This is a genomic window from Bradyrhizobium iriomotense, assembly GCF_018130765.1.
Taxonomy (GTDB): domain Bacteria; phylum Pseudomonadota; class Alphaproteobacteria; order Rhizobiales; family Xanthobacteraceae; genus Bradyrhizobium; species Bradyrhizobium iriomotense_A.
This window is the reverse complement of the sequence record NZ_JAFCJZ010000026.1, coordinates 74,907-89,969: the sequence shown is the minus strand read 5'-3', so window position 1 is coordinate 89,969 and position 15,063 is coordinate 74,907. Positions and strand designations below refer to the sequence as shown.

Below are 15,063 nucleotides of genomic sequence, written 5' to 3'. Positions count from 1 at the left end.
CGCGAGATCGATCGCGTGGGGGAATGGAGACTGGAATGAACAAGTTCTTGCTGGCGGTCGCTTCGATTGTGCTCGGCACTGCATCCGTGCAGGCGGCCGACCTCGCGGCACATTACACCAAGGCGCTGGCGGTGGCCCCAGGCTACAATTGGACGGGCTTTTACGTCGGCGGCAATGTCGGCGGGCAGTGGGGCAGCTCGAATCCGAACACCTCGACAGTGTTCGATCCCTTCGGCTACTTCGACCCCACCAGCGTCCCCGCCGTCAACGCGGTCGGCGCCCAGCACATCAACAGCTCCAGCGTGACCGGTGGCTTCACCGCCGGCTACAACTGGCAGGTCAACAACGCCGTGTTCGGCCTCGAAGGCGACATCAACCATTTCGGCTTTAAGGGCGGTGCGACCGGCTCGGCCGTGTATCCCTGCTGCGCTCCCTTCGCCTTCACAGTCAACTCCTCGGTTTCGGCCGATTGGCTCGCCACCATCCGCGGCCGTATCGGCTTCCTTGCCACGCCGCACTGGCTGCTTTACGCCACCGGTGGCGCCGCGATTTCCGAGGTGAAGGGCAATTTCACCTTCACCGACAACTTCTTCCTCCCTGCGAGCGAATCTGGTTCGATCCGCGATACCCGTGTCGGCTGGACCGCAGGCGTCGGCGGCGAGTATGCGGTCGGCAATGGCTGGTCGCTCAAGGCCGAATATCTCTATGTCGATCTCGGCCGCGCCACGGTGACCAGTACGAATCTCGGCACGTTTTTCGGCCCGGCTCCGGCCAGCGTGTTCACGCATTCATTTGATATCAAGTCGAACATCGTGCGCGTCGGCGTGAACTACAAGTTCGGCGGACCTGTCGTCGCCAGGTACTGAGCTCATCCCGTTCCGGACCTGGTGTGGAAAGCCCCGGCTCAGCCGGGGCTTTCTGCTTTTGAGCTCAGCCGCCGTGCGAGGCGACCAGATGCGCCAGCGCGGGCAGGATCTTGTAGCGCGCGATCTCGTGCGGATATTCGCCGCGATTGGCGAGCAGCACGATGCCGATCCGCCGCGCCGGCACGAGGCCGAGATAGCCGGAGGCGTTGTTGAGCCCGCCCGGCTTGTCGATGACGGTGACGCCGGGCAGGCGCACGGTCTCCCAGGCCATGCCCTGTCCAAATTTCTCGTCGACGCGGAAGCTCTCGTGCTGCGTCATACGCAGCGCCTCGTGCAAATGCGGATCGACCGAGCGGCCGTCGAGGCAGGCCGCAATGAAGGTCGAAAGATCCCGCGCTGACGAGAACATCTGGCCGGTGCCGGGAAAGTCAAAATAGCTCTGCTGGTTGCCGATCGGCCCGATCGCCATGCGCTGGTCCGAATAGCCCTGGACCACGCGCTGCATCCAGGCCGCATCCATGACGGCGCGATTGTCCGCGCCACGCTCGGGCAGAGAGGTCGCCGACATGCCGAGCGGTTTGAGGATGCGCTGCTCGAACAGCGTTGCGATCGGCGTGCGGTAGCAATTTTCGAGCACGAGCTGGAGCAGCACGTAGCCGGCATGGCTGTAGATGCGTTGCTTGCCGGGCTGCTCGCCAGCCTGCGGTTTCCACGCGTTGAGCATCTCGATGAACTGCGGGCGCGAAAACTGCTCGTTCGGCCAGGGCGGATGGTCGGTCGGCAGCAGCAGCCCCGACGTGTGCGTGACGAGCTCGCCGACGGTGACGCGGCGGATATAGTCGCCGTCGAACTCCGGAAGATGTTTTTGCAAGGGATCGTCGAGCCGCAGCTCGCCGCGAAGCGTCCCGAGCGCGACCAGTGTCGCTTCGAACGGCTTGCGCAGTGAGGCGAGGTTGAACAGCGTATCCGATGTCACCGGCCGTCGTGCGGCGTCGTCGGCAAAGCCATAGTTGAAGAACTCGACATGGCGGCCGGCATAGAGCGCGGCGGCAACGCCGCCCGGATGCTCCGGCGTCGCGGTCGGCGCAAGTTCGGCGGCGACGATGTCGCGCATCTGCGCGATCATGTCGGAATCTGCCGATGCACGGCGCGGGCGAAGCGCGATCGCAAGGGGAACGAGCGCAGCCCGCGCGAGCGTTCGCCGGGTGATCGGGGATGAGATGACAACAGGCGGCACGTGCTCTGATGAATGATGCTTGTGCGCCCCCGACTCTCTTTTTAGCGGGGAGGGCGCGAGGTCCCAATTCACGATTGCGCGTTGTGGGTTCCGTCGGCCAGTTGGCTTCGTAGCCCGGATTGCCCTGCGCTCCATCCCGGCTACGAGATCCAGGAATTTAACTTAGCCGATCGGCTAACAATTCTTGACTTCGGTCGGTCGTCGTTTATAGTTAGCTTCATGGCTAACCAATTGACCCGACTCGATCAGATCTTCGCAGCGCTCGCCGACCCCACGCGGCGGGCGATCGTGATGCGACTGTGCGCCGGTGAAGCCTCCGTCGGCGAGCTCGCGGACCCCTTCGACATGGCGCTGCCGAGCTTCATGAAGCACATCCATGTGCTGGAGGTGAGCGGACTGGTTCAGTCGGAGAAATCCGGCCGGGTGCGCACCTGCCGGCTCAGTCCGGACGCGCTGGTCGGCGCGGAAGACTGGTTCCAGCAGCAGCGCGCGATCTGGGAGGCGCGGCTCGACCGGTTCGAGGCCTATGTGATGAAGCTCAAGAAGGAGAGGGCGGCCGCCAAGCGGCCGTCGCGTACAACGAAGAAGAAAGGTGCCGAGTCATGACGAATTCTGCCAATCCCGCTTTGTCGCAATGGTCGCTCGACCGCGAGATCGTGATGTCGCGCGTGATCGACGCGCCGCGCGATCTGGTGTTCGAGGCATGGTCCGACCCGAAGCATCTGCCGCAATGGTTCGGACCAAAAGGCTTCAAGATCGAGACCTTCGAGATCGACGTTCGCGTCGGCGGCGTCTGGCGCTTCAACATGATCGGACCCGATGGCACGGTCTATCCGAACCGGATGCGCTTTCGCCGCATCGAGCGGCCGTCGCTGATGGAGATGGATCACGGCACCGACAAGGACGAGGATCCCGGCATGTTCCGCTTCACCGTCACCTTCGCCGAGCAGAGCAATGGCAAGACGGTGCTGATGATGCGTCAGCTGGCCTCGAGCACGGAGCAGCGCGACGGCATGATTGGCTTCGGCGCCGTCGAGTACGGCTACCAGACGCTGGACAAGCTCGCGGCGTATGTGGGTGGAATGAAGAGATAAGCCCCGCATGATTCCAGGGGTTCTGCATAGGCGCCCCTGGAATGAACTTGAAACGGAGGGGAAGCTTAGCCGCTTGCGCTATTATGACAGCCCGCAGCGCTATTATGACAGTATCATGACATCGATTTCTGTCGCATCGCGCTACTGAATTATGACAGAATTGCTACCGCTAGATGTCACATCGATTAAAGCGGAGCGATTCATCATGTTGCAGTGGCAGGCGCGGTCAAATCCCCTCGCGTGGTGGTGGGGGTCACTGACGCTTGTGAGCAGTGCCAACATCCTCGTCTGGTTCATGCTGTACCGCGAGTTCTATCCGACGGTTGCGGGCAGCGTCGGTGGCGGCTCGGACATCGGGCTGATGTTCCTGCTCTGCGCCGGTTATGTGTTCGGCTGCGCTTTTCGTTCGGTGCTGCCGCGCGCCGACGTGCAGCGCATCTGCCTGTTCGACACATGGCTGTCGAGCGTCGTCGTCGGCCGCACCGTTGCGACCGTGGCCGAGCTCTGCTTCGTCGCGCAATGGGCCATCATCCTGCATCAGCTGGGTCAGATGACCGGTGCAGAAACCGCGGTGAACATCGCGCTCGTGATCGTGCCGATCATCATCATCGCGGAGTGCTTCTCCTGGTACGCGGTGGTGACGACCAATTTCCTCTTCAACGCGATCGAGAACTCGCTGTGGGCGGTGACCTTCTTCCTCGCCGGCATCGCGCTGTGCCGCCTGATGCCGGAATTCCAGGGGCCTGTGCGCTGGGCGCTGATGGCCGGCATCGTCGGCATTGCCTGCTTCCTCGCCTTCCTCGTCACCGTTGATGTGCCGATGTATCTCAGCCGCTGGCGGGCAGGGCACGAAGAGGGCAACAAATTCCTCGGCCTGCTCGAAGGCCTGCATGACGTCTCGACGCGCTGGGTGGTGACCCACGACATCGCGCACTGGAAGGGCGAGCTGACCTGGATGTTCCTGTATTTCAGCGCCGCGGTGTGGTCGAGCCTTGCGCTGTGTGCGCTCTATGCGATGGAAGGCTATCTGACGCGCTATCTGGCCTGAATAATCAAGCGTCGCCCAGATCGACCTGCGTCAGCAGTCCCTGGCGCAGCGCCAGGCGGACCAACTCGATGTCGGAGCCGACGCCGAGCTTGTCCTTGATCAGGGAATGCAGGTTCGCCACCGTCTTGGGGCTGACGTGCAGCGTCTCGGCAATCTCGTCCGTCGTCCTCTCGGCCAGCAGCAGCCGCAGCACCTCGAACTCGCGCGGCGTGAGCACGTCGGCCGCCGAGCTCTCGCCGGCGAGCCGGCTCAGCGCCAGCTCGTGGTCGATGTCGGGACTGATGGCGATCCTGCCGGCGAGCACATCCATGACCGCGCGCACCAGCGTCTCGGGCGGGCTGGTCTTGGTGACATAGCCCCTGGCGCCGGCGCGGATCGCCTGCACCGCAAAGCCGGCATTCTGGTGCATGGTGAAGATGAGGATCTTTGCGCCCTTGTCTCGTTGCCGGATGCGCCTCACGGCCTCGATGCCGCCGATGCCGGGCATGCTCAGATCCATGATGACGAGATCGGGCGCCTCGGATTTGTACAGCCGGTAGGCCTCCGCGCCGTCGGACGCCTCGGCGACGACGCGCAGGCCGGGCTGCTTCTGCAGCACCGAGCGATAGCCCTCGCGGACCACGGAATGGTCGTCGACCAGCAGGATGGTGGCATCGCCCGCGCTCATGCAGCGTGATCCAATATTTGCCGATCGACGGCTTCGAGCGGAATGACGACACGCAGAGCGGAGCCGCCATTGGCGCCGGCCTCGAAGCTCAGCCGGCCGCGCAGCGCCGCGACGCGCTCGCGCATGCCGAGCAGGCCCATGCCGGATTTCGCGGCGGGCTCGTTCGAGCGTCCGTCATCGTCGATCGCAAGCGCGATCTCGTCGGGTCGCATCGTCAACTCCAGGCTCACCTTGGTGGCGCCGGCATGCTTGGCGGCGTTGGTGAGCGCTTCCTGCACGATGCGGTAGAGGTTGGCGCTGACCGCGGCCGGCAGGGTCTCGAAGGCGCCGTCGAAGCGGATCGAGAACCGCGTCTCGCCGCGGCTGCGTCCGTTCCAGCCGGCGACCAGGCCTTCGAGGCTGGCGACGAGCCCGAGCTCCTCGACGTCGGGCGGGCGTAGCCGGAACAGCGTGCCGCGCAGCGTCTCCATCATGCCCGTTGCGGTCCGCGAAATGCCGTCGCATTCGGACAGCAGGGACGGGCAGTCCTGCGCGGCGGTCTGGCGGGCCGACGAGGCCAGCGCGCGGATGGCGGCGAGCGATTGGCCGAACTCGTCGTGCAGCTCGCGGGCGAGATGGCGGCGCTCCTCGTCCTGGAGCGCGATCAGCTTTCGCGTCAGCTCGCTGCGCTCGGCAAGCGCGGTGTCGAGGCTTTCGGCCAGATGGTTGAAGACGTCGCGGATGGCGGAGAGCTCGGCGAGGTCGAAAGGCGGCAGCCGCGTCGTGAGGTCGCCGGCGGCGATGCGTTCGAGACCGGTTCGGATCATGCGGGTCGGGCGCAGCGCGCGCGCCAGGGCCGCGTACACCAGCACGCAGAGCAGCGGCAATGCGATCGCGAGCGCGAGCATCAGGCGACCGGCCTCGTGCCAGGCCTCCGCCGTCTGCACCGCCGGATCGACCGAGACCACGGTCTCGCCAAGCTTGGTGCCGCGCACGATCACGGGCCGCGCCGCCTCGCGGCCGGGGTCGAACAGGCTGCGATAGAAGGTGGCGAAGGCCTGCGGCGGCGGGTTCGCCGGGGCAGGCGCGCCGCTGCAGAAGCGCTGGAGCATGTCGCCGCCGGGGCCGCGGAATGCCAGGCACAGGCCGGGCGTCATCACATAGGCCGCGACGGGATCAAGATTTGGAAAGTCCGAGCGCGGGTTCGCCACCCACTGGACCTTGCCCTGTTGCAGCTCCAGCGACTTCGCCACGATGGCGGCAATGCTGTCGCTGCGCGCATGCGCCGCGCGGTCAGCCGTGACAAGGAAATAGGCGGAGATCGCGGCGAAGCAGGCGGCCGATATGGCGGCCACGCGCAACGTCAGACGGACCTTGAGATCGAACCTCGGGCGGTTCCACATCGGGGCACCTGGTGCGAACGGAATTGTCGCCTCCGCATTAAACGGCAGAACGGCCACGGCGGAAAGGCCAGGCATTACCGCAGTGCAACGTCGTGAAATTTTCCCGACGCTCGTCGGGACGGAGGCTGTTGCATGGCCTGAGGTGTCTATCCAGATTGCCGCGCCGTTCCATTGCACGAGGCCCGCATGCGCCGTATCAGGCTGATCCTCTCCGCCTTTCTCTTCATCGTCCTCCCGACGGCCTATTCGCCGGCCGCTGCCGAGGCCATCGGCGTTGCCATGGACGATTTCAGCTATACCGACACGTCGGCCGAGCCGGCCAACCAGACCGCCGCCCACGAGCGGCGGCTGTCGGCGTTCATGGCCGCGCTCAGGCGGGACATCGGCGCGGACGGCCGTTACCGGCTGGCGCCATCGGCCCAGGACGGGGCGGCGTTCAAGGTCATCGGCGGCATCCAGAAGACCAGCACGCTGGTGCAATGGGCCAAGGTCGCGGTGATCGACGTCGGCGCCAAAAAGCTCGTGATGGACAAGCTCTACACCTTCCGCGGCGACAATGATGAATCATGGGAGCGTGCCGAGATGTTTGTCTCCCGCGAGGTCATGGCCGCGCTCGCTACGCCTGCGCCGGTCGCGCTGGCGGTGTTCGAGTTCGAGCTCGAGGACACGACCGCCGCGTCAGCCGGCGCCTCGGCCACGTCGGATGCATCATATCTGGCTGAGGTCACCGGCAGCGTGCGCGAGGCGCTGGTCCAGTCCGGCCGTTACCGCATCGTCGATGTCGGCGGTGAGGCGGCGAAGGCGCAGGCCTTGCGCGACTGTGGCGGCTGCGAGGCCGCGATCGCGCAGAAGCTCGGTGCGGACCAGTCGCTGATCGGCGTGGTGCGGCGGGTCAGCCGCACCGAATACACGCTTGGATTCCAGCTTCGCGATGCCACGACCGGTGCGGTGCTGGCGCGCGGCGACAGCGGCCTGCGCATGGGCGCAGACTATTCGTGGAAACGGGGCGCCGTCCGGCTGGTCAGCGACCGGCTGATCGAGAGCCAGGCGAAACCCTAGAAGGTCAGCTGCACCTTCATCGACTGCGAACGGTCGCTGGCGAGCTCGAAGGCGGCGACTGCGTTCTCGAACGGCATGGTCGCCGTGATCAGCGGCTTGACGTCGATCAGGCCTTCGCCCATCAGCCGCACCGCCAGCTCGAACTCGGGATCGAAGCGGAAGGTGCCGCGGAGCTGCAATTCCTTGGCGACGATGGAGTTGATCGGCAGCGTCATCTCGCCGCCGAGGCCGAGTTGCACCAGCGTCGCGCCGGGCCTGAGCACGTCGAGCGCCGTGCGGAGCGCTGCCTGATTGCCGGAGGCCTCGAACAGCGTGTCGAACACGCCCTTGCCGGCGCGCCAGGGATCGAGCGCGGTGGCATTGGTTGCGACATTGATGGCATGCGTGGCGCCGAGCTTTTTCGCGACCGCGAGCGGCGCGTCGGCCACATCGGTCACCACGATCTCGGCTGCGCCGCCGAAGCGTGAGACAAGAATCATCAGCGCGCCGATCGGGCCGCAGCCGGTGATCAGCACGCGCTTGCCGAGCAGGGGACCGGCCTGCTTGCCGGCATGCAGGCATACCGCCAGCGGTTCGGCGACCGCAGCTTCCGCCAGCGAGAGCTTGTCCGCGATCGGCACGGCCTGCGTCGCATCGACCGTGATGAATTCGCGAAAGCCGCCCTGCACATGGGGAAAGCGCATCGCGCTGCCGAGGAAGCGCATGTCGAGGCACTGGTTGCGCATGCCCTCCTGGCAATGCAGGCACTGCCCGCACGGCTTGCTCGGATTGACGGCAACGCGCGTGCCTGATTTCACGCTGGTGACGCCGTCACCGACTGCGGCGACGACGCCGGCGATCTCGTGCCCCAGCGCCATCGGCTGCTGGATGCGCACGACGCCGAAGCCGCCATGATGATAGTAGTGCAAATCGGAGCCGCAGATGCCGCCGTTGGCGATCTTGACGCGGACCTCGCCGGGGCCGGGTGCCGGGTCGGGGTAGCTGTCGATCCGCAGGTCTTTCGGGGCGTGAATGACGACGGCGCGCATGGCTTGCTCCTTCGTTGTCTTGGCAGTCACATCGCGGCGATCATGCCGCCATCGACATAGATGATCTGGCCGTTGACATAGGTGGACGCATCCGACGCCAGGAAGATCGCCGCGCCCACCAGCTCGTCCGGCTTGCCCCAGCGCTTGGAGGGGATGCGGCCCATCAGCCAATTGTTGAAATCGGCGTTGTTGACCAGCGCCTCGTTCATGTCGGTCAGCATGTAGCCGGGGCCGATCGCATTGGCCTGGATGCCGTGCTGGGCCCATTCCACCGCCATCGAGCGGGTCAGATTCTTGATGCCGCCCTTGGCGGCGGTGTAGGGCGCGATAGTGGGGCGCGCGAGTTCGCTGCCGAGCGAGCCGATATTGATGATCTTGCCACGCTTGCGCGGGATCATGCGCTTGCCGGCCTCGCGCCCGATCACGAAGGCGCTGGTGAGATCGGTCTCGATCACCTTGCGCCATTCGTCGGTGGTGAACTCCGCCAGCGGCTTGCGGTGCTGGATGCCGGCATTGTTGACGAGGATGTCGACCGCGAGGCCTTCGCGGTCGAAACGCTCGAAGGCGGCAACGATCGCCGGCTCGTCGGTGACGTTGAACGCTGCGCCCTCGGCCTGATGGCCGGCGGCGCGAAACTCGGCGACGGCCTGCTCGACGCGCTTGGGATCGACGCCGTTGATGATGATCTTGGCTCCGGCCTTGGCCATGCCCTCGGCGATGGCGCGGCCGAGGCCACGGGAGGAGCCGGTCACGAGTGCGGTGCGGCCGGAAAGGTCGAACAGGGCGGTGCTCATCTCAAAAAATCCTCAGACGTTGGAGCGGCGCACGGTGAGATCGGTGCGCTCGAAGACAGCAGGCAGAAGGTCGACGCCAAGGCCGGGGCCTTCCATCGGGAAGACATAGCCGTCCTTGATCACGGGCATCGTGGTGACCAGCTCATTGTACCAGCCCTTGTAGAAGGCGCGCACCGATTCCTGGATCAATGTGTTGGGCTGGCTGAACGACATGTGGATGGCCGCGATGAAGCCGATCGGGCCGATACAGTCATGAGGAGCAAAAGGCCGGTGATAGGTCTCGGCCATTGCCGCGATCTTGCGACCTTCGGTGAGACCGCCGGTCCAGCACAGATCCGCCATCACCACGTGCATGGCGTCGCGGTCGAGCATGTCCTTGTAGGGGAAGCGCGAGCCCAGCGTCTCGCTGGCGCAGACCCAGACGTCGGTGGAGCGGGCATATTCGGCCAGCGCCTGCGGCGAGTTCATCCGGATCGGGTCTTCGTACCAGGTCGGCTTGTACGGCTCGAGTGCGCGCGCGATCTGCTTTGCGGTCGGCAGGTTCCACAGCGAGTGGAGCTCGACCATGATCTCCATCTTGTCGCCGACGGCTTTGCGGATCTTCTCGAACGGTTCGATCGCCTGCTTCATCTGCGCGGCGGTGATGTAGAGGCCCTTGTTCTCCTGCGCCGCCGGATCGAACGGCCAGATCTTCATCGCCGAGATGCCGCTCTCGAGCAGGCTTTCGGCCAGCGCATCAGCGTGGTTCATGAAGCCGTCGAGGTCCTCATAGGGGCCTTTTGAAGCGCCGAGATTCCAGTTCGCGACCGGGCTGATATTGGTCGAGCGGACATATTGCGTGCCGGCGCAGGTGTTGTAGATGCGCTGCTTGTCGCGGCAGAGGCCGCCGAGCATCTGGTGCACCGGCTGATTGCAGACCTTGCCGAACAAATCCCACAGCGCGATGTCGATTGCGGACGCAGCGCGGTATTCGACGCCGGTCGAGGACTGCGCCATCGGGAGGTTCAGCATGTCGCGATGGATCGCCTCGATATGCAGCGGATTGCGGCCGAGCAGGCGGCCGGCAAAGGTGTCGTGGATTTGCGCCTCGACCGCGCCCGCGCCGTAGAAGGTCTCGCCGAGACCGATCATCCCCGTGTCGGTGTGGACGCGCACCCAGATGACGTTGGAAAATTCCTCGGTACGCAGTGTCTCGATCGACGTGATCTTCACGGCAGCTAATCCTCCCATCACAGGCGCCTCGCGCCCGACGTCTCATTTTGCACTGCAGCATGTTGCAGGTCGCGGCGGAGTCTTACGCCTGCTTGTAATATATCACAACATGTTTTAAGGGTGCCACAAACAAGGCGCCACCCAGCAACGAGAGCGCGGGCTGACGGGAGAGAACGACATGGCACGGCGCAAGCGCACACTTGCGGTGGTGAGACACGAGGACGACGGCGAAGGCAGGCCGTCCCGGCGCAACCGTCTCAACTTCTTCGAGCTGGCCTATCAGAGGATCGAGGAGCTGCTCGTCCATTGCGAGCTCAAGCCCGGACAATTCATGACGATGCTGGAATTGCAGCAGATCACCGGCTTCGGGCGCACACCGGTGCATCACGCCGTCAATCGTCTCTCCGCCGATACGCTCATCATCATCCGCCCGCGTCACGGCCTGCACATCGCGCCGATCGACCTCGCGCGTGAGCGCATGCTGCTTGGCCTGCGCCGCGACATGGAGCGCTTTGTCATTCGCCTCGCGGCGGATCGCGCCAGCCTGTCCCACCGCAATCAGGCGCTGCACATCGAGCGGCTGCTGCGCGAACGTCGCGCCACTTTGACACTCGACGAGTTCAACAGCCTCGATCGCCGCATCGACGCGCTGGTGCTGGAGGCCGCGGGCGAGCCGTTCCTGGTGCACACGCTGCGGCCGCTGCACACGCTGTATCGCCGCATCGGCTACATCCATCACCGCTTCATGCCGGGGCAGGCCGATCTGTCCGGCACGATCGATCATCATCTCGCCATTCTCAGTGCCGTCGCCAGCCGCCGCGTCGAGGAGGCCGTGAAAGCCAGCGATGCGCTGATCGACTACATGGGCGAGATGTTCACGGGCATGGAGGCGGGGATCGATCCGCGCCTGCTCGATTGCAGTATCGAGCCGCTGCTCGGCGCCTAGAGCATGATCCGGAAAAGTGTGCAGCGGTTTTCCGAAGAGATCATGCTCAAAACAATAAGCTAAAGCGCGATGACGATTCATCCTGATCTCATCGCGCTTTGAAGAATTTTGAAGAGAGGACCAGACATGCAGACAATGGCCATGCCACAACCGACCGCGAGCGAGGCGGCGGTCCGCTACCTCATTACGAACTACAGTCCAAAGGGTAACAAGGTCGGCTGGCTGATGATGGCCTCGATCCTGGTGGAGGCCTGGGATCTCTACTCGATCGCCTTCGTGCTGATCTTCATCAAGGAGCAGTACAATCCCGATCCGCTGATGCTGGGCCTGGCCGCGGCCGGCACGCAAGGCGGCGCGCTGATCGGCGCGCTGCTCGGCGGCTGGCTGTCCGACAAGATCGGCCGCCGCGTCATGTTCCTGGTGACGATGGTGCTCTTCATCGTGCTGGCGCTGGCGCAGGCCTTCGTGCCCAGCGTCGGCTGGCTCGTCGTGATCCGCTTCCTGCTCGGTATCCCGCTCGGCTCGGATATCTCGACCGGCTACACCTACATCATGGAATCCATGGCCAAGGGTGAGCGCGAGGTCATGGGCAACCGCTGGCAGTTCATGTTCGCCGTCGGCGAGGTGATGACCATCGGCGTCATCGTGGTCTTCCTGCTGATCGACATGCAGCACGAGATGCTGTGGCGCGTGACGCTCGGTCTCGGCGCGGTGCCGGCGCTGATCATCCTGATCATGCGCCACGACGTGCCGGAGACGGCGGTGTGGCTGGTGCAGAAGGGGCGCTATCGCGAGGCCAAGCAGGTCGCGCGCGAGATGTTCAACGACAATCTCGACATGCTGCCGGACCATGACGTGGAGGTGCCGAAGGTTTCGACCCGCGCGTTCCTCGCCGATCTCAAGAAGGATCCGATCCGCTGGCGCGCCACGGTGTACGGCTGGATCGCTTGTTTCACCCAGGCGAGCGAGTTCTCGACCTTCGCATTCTACCTGCCGGTGCTGTTCGTGATGGTCGGCGTGTCGAGCGTGCTCGGCATCAATCTGGTGACGATGGCGCTGTTCTCCTTCGCTGCTCTGTCCGGGTGGGTCGGGCCGCTGCTGACGCCGAAGATCGGCCACCGCGGCATCGCGATTGCCGGCTTCTCGATCGTGATGGCGTCGCTGCTCGTCGCGGCCTTCGCGCTCTACACCGACAACAAGATGCTGCTGCCTTTCGCGGCCGCCGCGATGCTGTGGGGCCATTATTGGGACGCGTCGAACTGCATGACGATCCCGACCATGGTCGCCAAGCCGAAATATCGCGGCACTGCCAGCGGCTTCGCTTACATGTTCGTGAAGCTGCCGTCGTTCCTGGCGATCTTCCTGTTCCCGACGGTGTTCGCCGCGATCGGGCAGGCAAATGCCACGCTGATGGTCGCGATCTTCCCGCTGATCGGATTGCTCGCCGCAATCTTCATCCTGCCGGAAGTCTACGGCTACGAGAACGACTGACGCGTTGCCCGGTCGCGGCCTTGTGGCCGCGATCGGGCGTCTGCCGTTACGGGCTCAGGAAGACGGGATCGATCCCGGTGCCACCATGGCCGAGCAGGCCGATGGCCTGGAGCTGGGCGCTGTGCAGGTCGATCTGTACGATGGCGAACAGGGCCAGCAGCACCACGACGGAGAAGACGAGCAGGGGATGGGACCTCTCCGCGCCGCGTTCGGCGGGCGAGATGAAGCTCAGGATTTCGCGGCGCAGGGAGAAGCTCTGCGGCAGCGCCTTTGATTGAATCTGCATGATGACCTTCCTTGCCGCGGCCTATCTGAACCACGCGGCAAGTGAACTCTAGCCGCGGTTGCGCCGCCGGCATTGATGCACCGCAAACAACTGCAGTGAATTCGCTGCCGCTACCTGATTGCCGCAGCCAAAGCCGCGATCAGAGCGGGCGGCGTCACCAGCATGCCGAGCTTGAGGAACGGCCAGGCGCTGACCTCGATCTTCTCCCGCCGGAGCGCAACCAGCCAGAGGATGGTGGCGAGCGATCCCGTCACGGACATGTTAGGTCCGAGGTCGACGCCGATCAGGATCGCGCTGACGACCGGCGCCGGCAGATGATCGCTGGCCGCGACCGAGCCCGCGATAAGGCCGACCGGAAGATTGTTGGCGATATTGGTGCCGATCGCGGTGGCGATGCCGACGCTCCAGGCGGCCTGCGACACCGATTGCGCGACCGCCTGGTGCAGCAGCGCGCTGAGCTGCCCGATCACACCGGTCTTGATCAGCGCTTCCACCATGACGAAGAGTCCGCCGACCAGCGGCAGCACGCTCCACGATACGCCCCGCAGCATCGGCAGCGGTGATTGGCGGCTGAGCGGCAGCACGAGCGCGGCCGTCGCCACGCCGCAGATAAAGGTCGGCAGGCCCAGCTGCTTGTCCAGCGCAGAGGCCGTGACCAGCACGACGCCAATCGCGATGATGCCGACCGCCGTCAGCTTGCCGCCGCGGCCGAGCTTTGGATGCGGCACGCTGCGGGCGATGGTCTCTTCCTTGAGTGCGCGGTGCTGGGTCAGGCGCAGCACGACGTAGGTCAGCAGGATCGAGGCCGCCGACGGCAGGGCGAACAGGCGCAGCCATTCAGTGAGGTGCGGCATACGCGCGCCGAACACGACGAGATTGGCGGGATTGGAGATCGGCAGCACGAAGCTTGCGGCGTTGGCGATGAAGGCGCAGACGAAGAGATAAGGCAGCGGTTTTGCGCCGGCTGCGCGCGTTGCGGCATAGACGGCCGGCGTCAGCACGATCGCGGTGGCATCGTTGGACAGCAGCACGGTGACGACGGTACCGACGAGGTAGATCAGCAGGAACAGTCGCTGCGGCGAGCCGCCGGCATATTCGACCGCGAGCGCGGCGAGGTAGTCGAACAGGCCCTCGAGCCGGGCGAGCTCGGCGATCAGCATCATGCCGATCAGGAAGAGATAGACGTCGAGGCCCTTCTCGATGCCGACAAGCGCATCCTGCCAGGGCAGCAGGCCGAGCAGCACGAGGGCGCCGGCGCCGATGACCGCCCAGATCGCCTCGGGCAGGCGGAACGGGCGGATGATGACGCCTGCGGTCGCAAGCATTATGATGCTCCAGGCCCAGATGGCGTCAGACGGCGGGGGCGGCAAGTCGATCTCCAAAATCCGTCCGTGACTACCGCGCCCGAGGCCGATCCGCCAGCCTCAAAACTTGATTGCCAGCAACACCGCACCCCCGCCGATCATGGCGATGCCGAGCCAGCCCTGCGCTGTCGGCCGCTCGCCGAGAAAGGCGAAGGCGAAGAGCGCGACCAGCACGACGCTCAGCTTGTCGATCGGCGCTACGAGCGTGGCAGGCCCGAGCTTCAGTGCACGGAAATAGCAGAGCCATGAGGCGCCGGTCGCAAGTCCCGACAACACCAGGAACAGCCAGGTCTTTGAGGAGACCGCCGATGGCACGACGAATTGTCCGGTGAAGAACAGCAGTAGCGAGAACGCGAGCAGCACCACGATGGTGCGGATGAAGGTAGCGAGATCAGGATTGATGTTCTCGACGCCGACCTTGGCGAAGATGGCAGTCAGGGCCGCAAAGCAGGCGGAGAGCAGCGCCCAGGTCTGCCAGGCGGAGAGGAGGGCGGGTTTCATGGATGTGTAGCCTTCATCTGATCGTAGCCTTGCTCGCAGCTCAACGCGCTGTCGTCCCGGACAAGCGCAAGCGCAGATCCGGGACCCA

Annotated in this window: 16 protein-coding genes; 7 read left to right on the top strand and 9 right to left on the bottom strand. The window is 64.8% G+C overall.

Features of this window, described 5'->3' with window-relative positions; all coding sequences use genetic code 11:
• Positions 1 to 35 precede the first annotated feature (35 nt).
• Positions 36 to 866, top strand: a complete 831-nt coding sequence (locus JQ635_RS33090; protein ID WP_211413967.1) for an outer membrane protein — start codon at positions 36 to 38, stop codon at positions 864 to 866.
• 64 nt (positions 867 to 930) lie between these two features.
• Here the strand turns inward: JQ635_RS33090 and JQ635_RS33085 are convergent, their stop codons facing one another.
• Positions 931 to 1,992 carry a serine hydrolase gene (locus tag JQ635_RS33085; protein WP_211413966.1) on the bottom strand — a complete coding sequence of 354 codons (1,062 nt, stop codon included), beginning with the start codon at positions 1,990 to 1,992 and terminating at the stop codon, positions 931 to 933.
• Positions 1,993 to 2,322: 330 nt separating this feature from the next.
• On the opposite strand from JQ635_RS33085, the gene JQ635_RS33080 reads away from it, so the two are divergent.
• The 3 genes from JQ635_RS33080 to JQ635_RS33070 all read left to right on the top strand — a co-directional run bounded on the left by JQ635_RS33080 (position 2,323) and on the right by JQ635_RS33070 (position 4,245).
• Positions 2,323 to 2,709 (top strand): ArsR/SmtB family transcription factor, encoded by a 387-nt coding sequence (locus tag JQ635_RS33080; RefSeq protein WP_211413965.1) that lies wholly within the window; start codon positions 2,323 to 2,325, stop codon positions 2,707 to 2,709.
• Positions 2,706 to 3,197, top strand: a complete 492-nt coding sequence (locus JQ635_RS33075; RefSeq protein WP_211413964.1) for an SRPBCC family protein — start codon at positions 2,706 to 2,708, stop codon at positions 3,195 to 3,197. The genes JQ635_RS33080 and JQ635_RS33075 overlap by 4 nt, the downstream gene beginning before the upstream one ends.
• 205 nt (positions 3,198 to 3,402) lie before the next feature.
• A complete protein-coding gene (locus JQ635_RS33070; RefSeq protein WP_211413963.1) occupies positions 3,403 to 4,245 on the top strand; it encodes a hypothetical protein in 843 nt (280 codons plus the stop codon).
• A gap of 4 nt (positions 4,246 to 4,249) precedes the next feature.
• On the opposite strand, the gene JQ635_RS33065 is transcribed toward JQ635_RS33070, so the two are convergent.
• Together JQ635_RS33065 and JQ635_RS33060 are read right to left on the bottom strand one after the other, a co-directional pair.
• Complete coding sequence (locus JQ635_RS33065) at positions 4,250 to 4,912, bottom strand: response regulator (protein WP_211413962.1); 663 nt, start codon at positions 4,910 to 4,912, stop codon at positions 4,250 to 4,252.
• The gene (locus JQ635_RS33060; protein ID WP_211413961.1) at positions 4,909 to 6,294 is read right to left on the bottom strand and encodes a HAMP domain-containing sensor histidine kinase; all 1,386 of its coding nucleotides are present in this window, start codon (positions 6,292 to 6,294) and stop codon (positions 4,909 to 4,911) included. The genes JQ635_RS33065 and JQ635_RS33060 overlap by 4 nt, the downstream gene beginning before the upstream one ends.
• Before the next feature lie 186 nt (positions 6,295 to 6,480).
• Between JQ635_RS33060 and JQ635_RS33055 the strand changes: the two genes are divergently transcribed.
• Positions 6,481 to 7,353, top strand: coding sequence for a DUF3280 domain-containing protein (locus tag JQ635_RS33055; RefSeq protein WP_211413960.1), 873 nt, complete (start codon positions 6,481 to 6,483; stop codon positions 7,351 to 7,353).
• Here the strand turns inward: JQ635_RS33055 and JQ635_RS33050 are convergent.
• The 3 genes from JQ635_RS33050 to JQ635_RS33040 are packed head-to-tail and all read right to left on the bottom strand — an operon-like array spanning position 7,350 to position 10,387.
• Positions 7,350 to 8,381 carry an L-idonate 5-dehydrogenase gene (locus JQ635_RS33050; RefSeq protein WP_211413959.1) on the bottom strand — a complete coding sequence of 344 codons (1,032 nt, stop codon included), beginning with the start codon at positions 8,379 to 8,381 and terminating at the stop codon, positions 7,350 to 7,352. The two genes, JQ635_RS33055 and JQ635_RS33050, sit on opposite strands and share 4 nt — an antisense overlap.
• 26 nt (positions 8,382 to 8,407) lie before the next feature.
• Positions 8,408 to 9,175 (bottom strand): SDR family oxidoreductase, encoded by a 768-nt coding sequence (locus JQ635_RS33045; RefSeq protein WP_211413958.1) that lies wholly within the window; start codon positions 9,173 to 9,175, stop codon positions 8,408 to 8,410.
• Positions 9,176 to 9,187: 12 nt separating this feature from the next.
• The gene (locus tag JQ635_RS33040) at positions 9,188 to 10,387 is read right to left on the bottom strand and encodes a mandelate racemase/muconate lactonizing enzyme family protein (protein WP_211413957.1); all 1,200 of its coding nucleotides are present in this window, start codon (positions 10,385 to 10,387) and stop codon (positions 9,188 to 9,190) included.
• A 178-nt stretch (positions 10,388 to 10,565) separates the two neighbouring features.
• Here JQ635_RS33040 and JQ635_RS33035 point away from each other — a divergent pair, with 178 nt between their 5' ends.
• Both JQ635_RS33035 and JQ635_RS33030 read left to right on the top strand, forming a co-directional pair.
• Positions 10,566 to 11,333 carry a GntR family transcriptional regulator gene (locus tag JQ635_RS33035; RefSeq protein ID WP_211413956.1) on the top strand — a complete coding sequence of 256 codons (768 nt, stop codon included), beginning with the start codon at positions 10,566 to 10,568 and terminating at the stop codon, positions 11,331 to 11,333.
• Between the two features lie 126 nt (positions 11,334 to 11,459).
• Entirely contained in the window at positions 11,460 to 12,824 is a 1,365-nt protein-coding gene (locus JQ635_RS33030; RefSeq protein WP_211413955.1) for an MFS transporter, read from the top strand.
• A 46-nt stretch (positions 12,825 to 12,870) separates the two neighbouring features.
• Here the strand turns inward: JQ635_RS33030 and JQ635_RS33025 are convergent, their stop codons facing one another.
• The 3 genes from JQ635_RS33025 to JQ635_RS33015 all read right to left on the bottom strand — a co-directional run bounded on the left by JQ635_RS33025 (position 12,871) and on the right by JQ635_RS33015 (position 14,975).
• Positions 12,871 to 13,110 carry a hypothetical protein gene (locus JQ635_RS33025; protein WP_211413954.1) on the bottom strand — a complete coding sequence of 80 codons (240 nt, stop codon included), beginning with the start codon at positions 13,108 to 13,110 and terminating at the stop codon, positions 12,871 to 12,873.
• A 110-nt stretch (positions 13,111 to 13,220) separates the two neighbouring features.
• Complete coding sequence (locus JQ635_RS33020; RefSeq protein ID WP_211413953.1) at positions 13,221 to 14,435, bottom strand: arsenic transporter; 1,215 nt, start codon at positions 14,433 to 14,435, stop codon at positions 13,221 to 13,223.
• 99 nt (positions 14,436 to 14,534) lie between these two features.
• A complete protein-coding gene (locus JQ635_RS33015) occupies positions 14,535 to 14,975 on the bottom strand; it encodes an EamA family transporter (protein WP_211413952.1) in 441 nt (146 codons plus the stop codon).
• Between the last annotated feature and the right edge of the window lie 88 nt (positions 14,976 to 15,063).

Coding starts and splice junctions, on each gene's coding strand:
- JQ635_RS33090 (WP_211413967.1), top strand. CDS start 36: ATGAACAAGTTCTTGCTGGCGGTCGCTTCGATTGTGCTCGGCACTGCA.
- JQ635_RS33085 (WP_211413966.1), bottom strand. CDS start 1,992: ATGATCGCGCAGATGCGCGACATCGTCGCCGCCGAACTTGCGCCGACC.
- JQ635_RS33080 (WP_211413965.1), top strand. CDS start 2,323: ATGGCTAACCAATTGACCCGACTCGATCAGATCTTCGCAGCGCTCGCC.
- JQ635_RS33075 (WP_211413964.1), top strand. CDS start 2,706: ATGACGAATTCTGCCAATCCCGCTTTGTCGCAATGGTCGCTCGACCGC.
- JQ635_RS33070 (WP_211413963.1), top strand. CDS start 3,403: ATGTTGCAGTGGCAGGCGCGGTCAAATCCCCTCGCGTGGTGGTGGGGG.
- JQ635_RS33065 (WP_211413962.1), bottom strand. CDS start 4,912: ATGAGCGCGGGCGATGCCACCATCCTGCTGGTCGACGACCATTCCGTG.
- JQ635_RS33060 (WP_211413961.1), bottom strand. CDS start 6,294: ATGTGGAACCGCCCGAGGTTCGATCTCAAGGTCCGTCTGACGTTGCGC.
- JQ635_RS33055 (WP_211413960.1), top strand. CDS start 6,481: ATGCGCCGTATCAGGCTGATCCTCTCCGCCTTTCTCTTCATCGTCCTC.
- JQ635_RS33050 (WP_211413959.1), bottom strand. CDS start 8,381: ATGCGCGCCGTCGTCATTCACGCCCCGAAAGACCTGCGGATCGACAGC.
- JQ635_RS33045 (WP_211413958.1), bottom strand. CDS start 9,175: ATGAGCACCGCCCTGTTCGACCTTTCCGGCCGCACCGCACTCGTGACC.
- JQ635_RS33035 (WP_211413956.1), top strand. CDS start 10,566: ATGGCACGGCGCAAGCGCACACTTGCGGTGGTGAGACACGAGGACGAC.
- JQ635_RS33030 (WP_211413955.1), top strand. CDS start 11,460: ATGCAGACAATGGCCATGCCACAACCGACCGCGAGCGAGGCGGCGGTC.
- JQ635_RS33025 (WP_211413954.1), bottom strand. CDS start 13,110: ATGCAGATTCAATCAAAGGCGCTGCCGCAGAGCTTCTCCCTGCGCCGC.
- JQ635_RS33020 (WP_211413953.1), bottom strand. CDS start 14,435: ATGCTTGCGACCGCAGGCGTCATCATCCGCCCGTTCCGCCTGCCCGAG.
- JQ635_RS33015 (WP_211413952.1), bottom strand. CDS start 14,975: ATGAAACCCGCCCTCCTCTCCGCCTGGCAGACCTGGGCGCTGCTCTCC.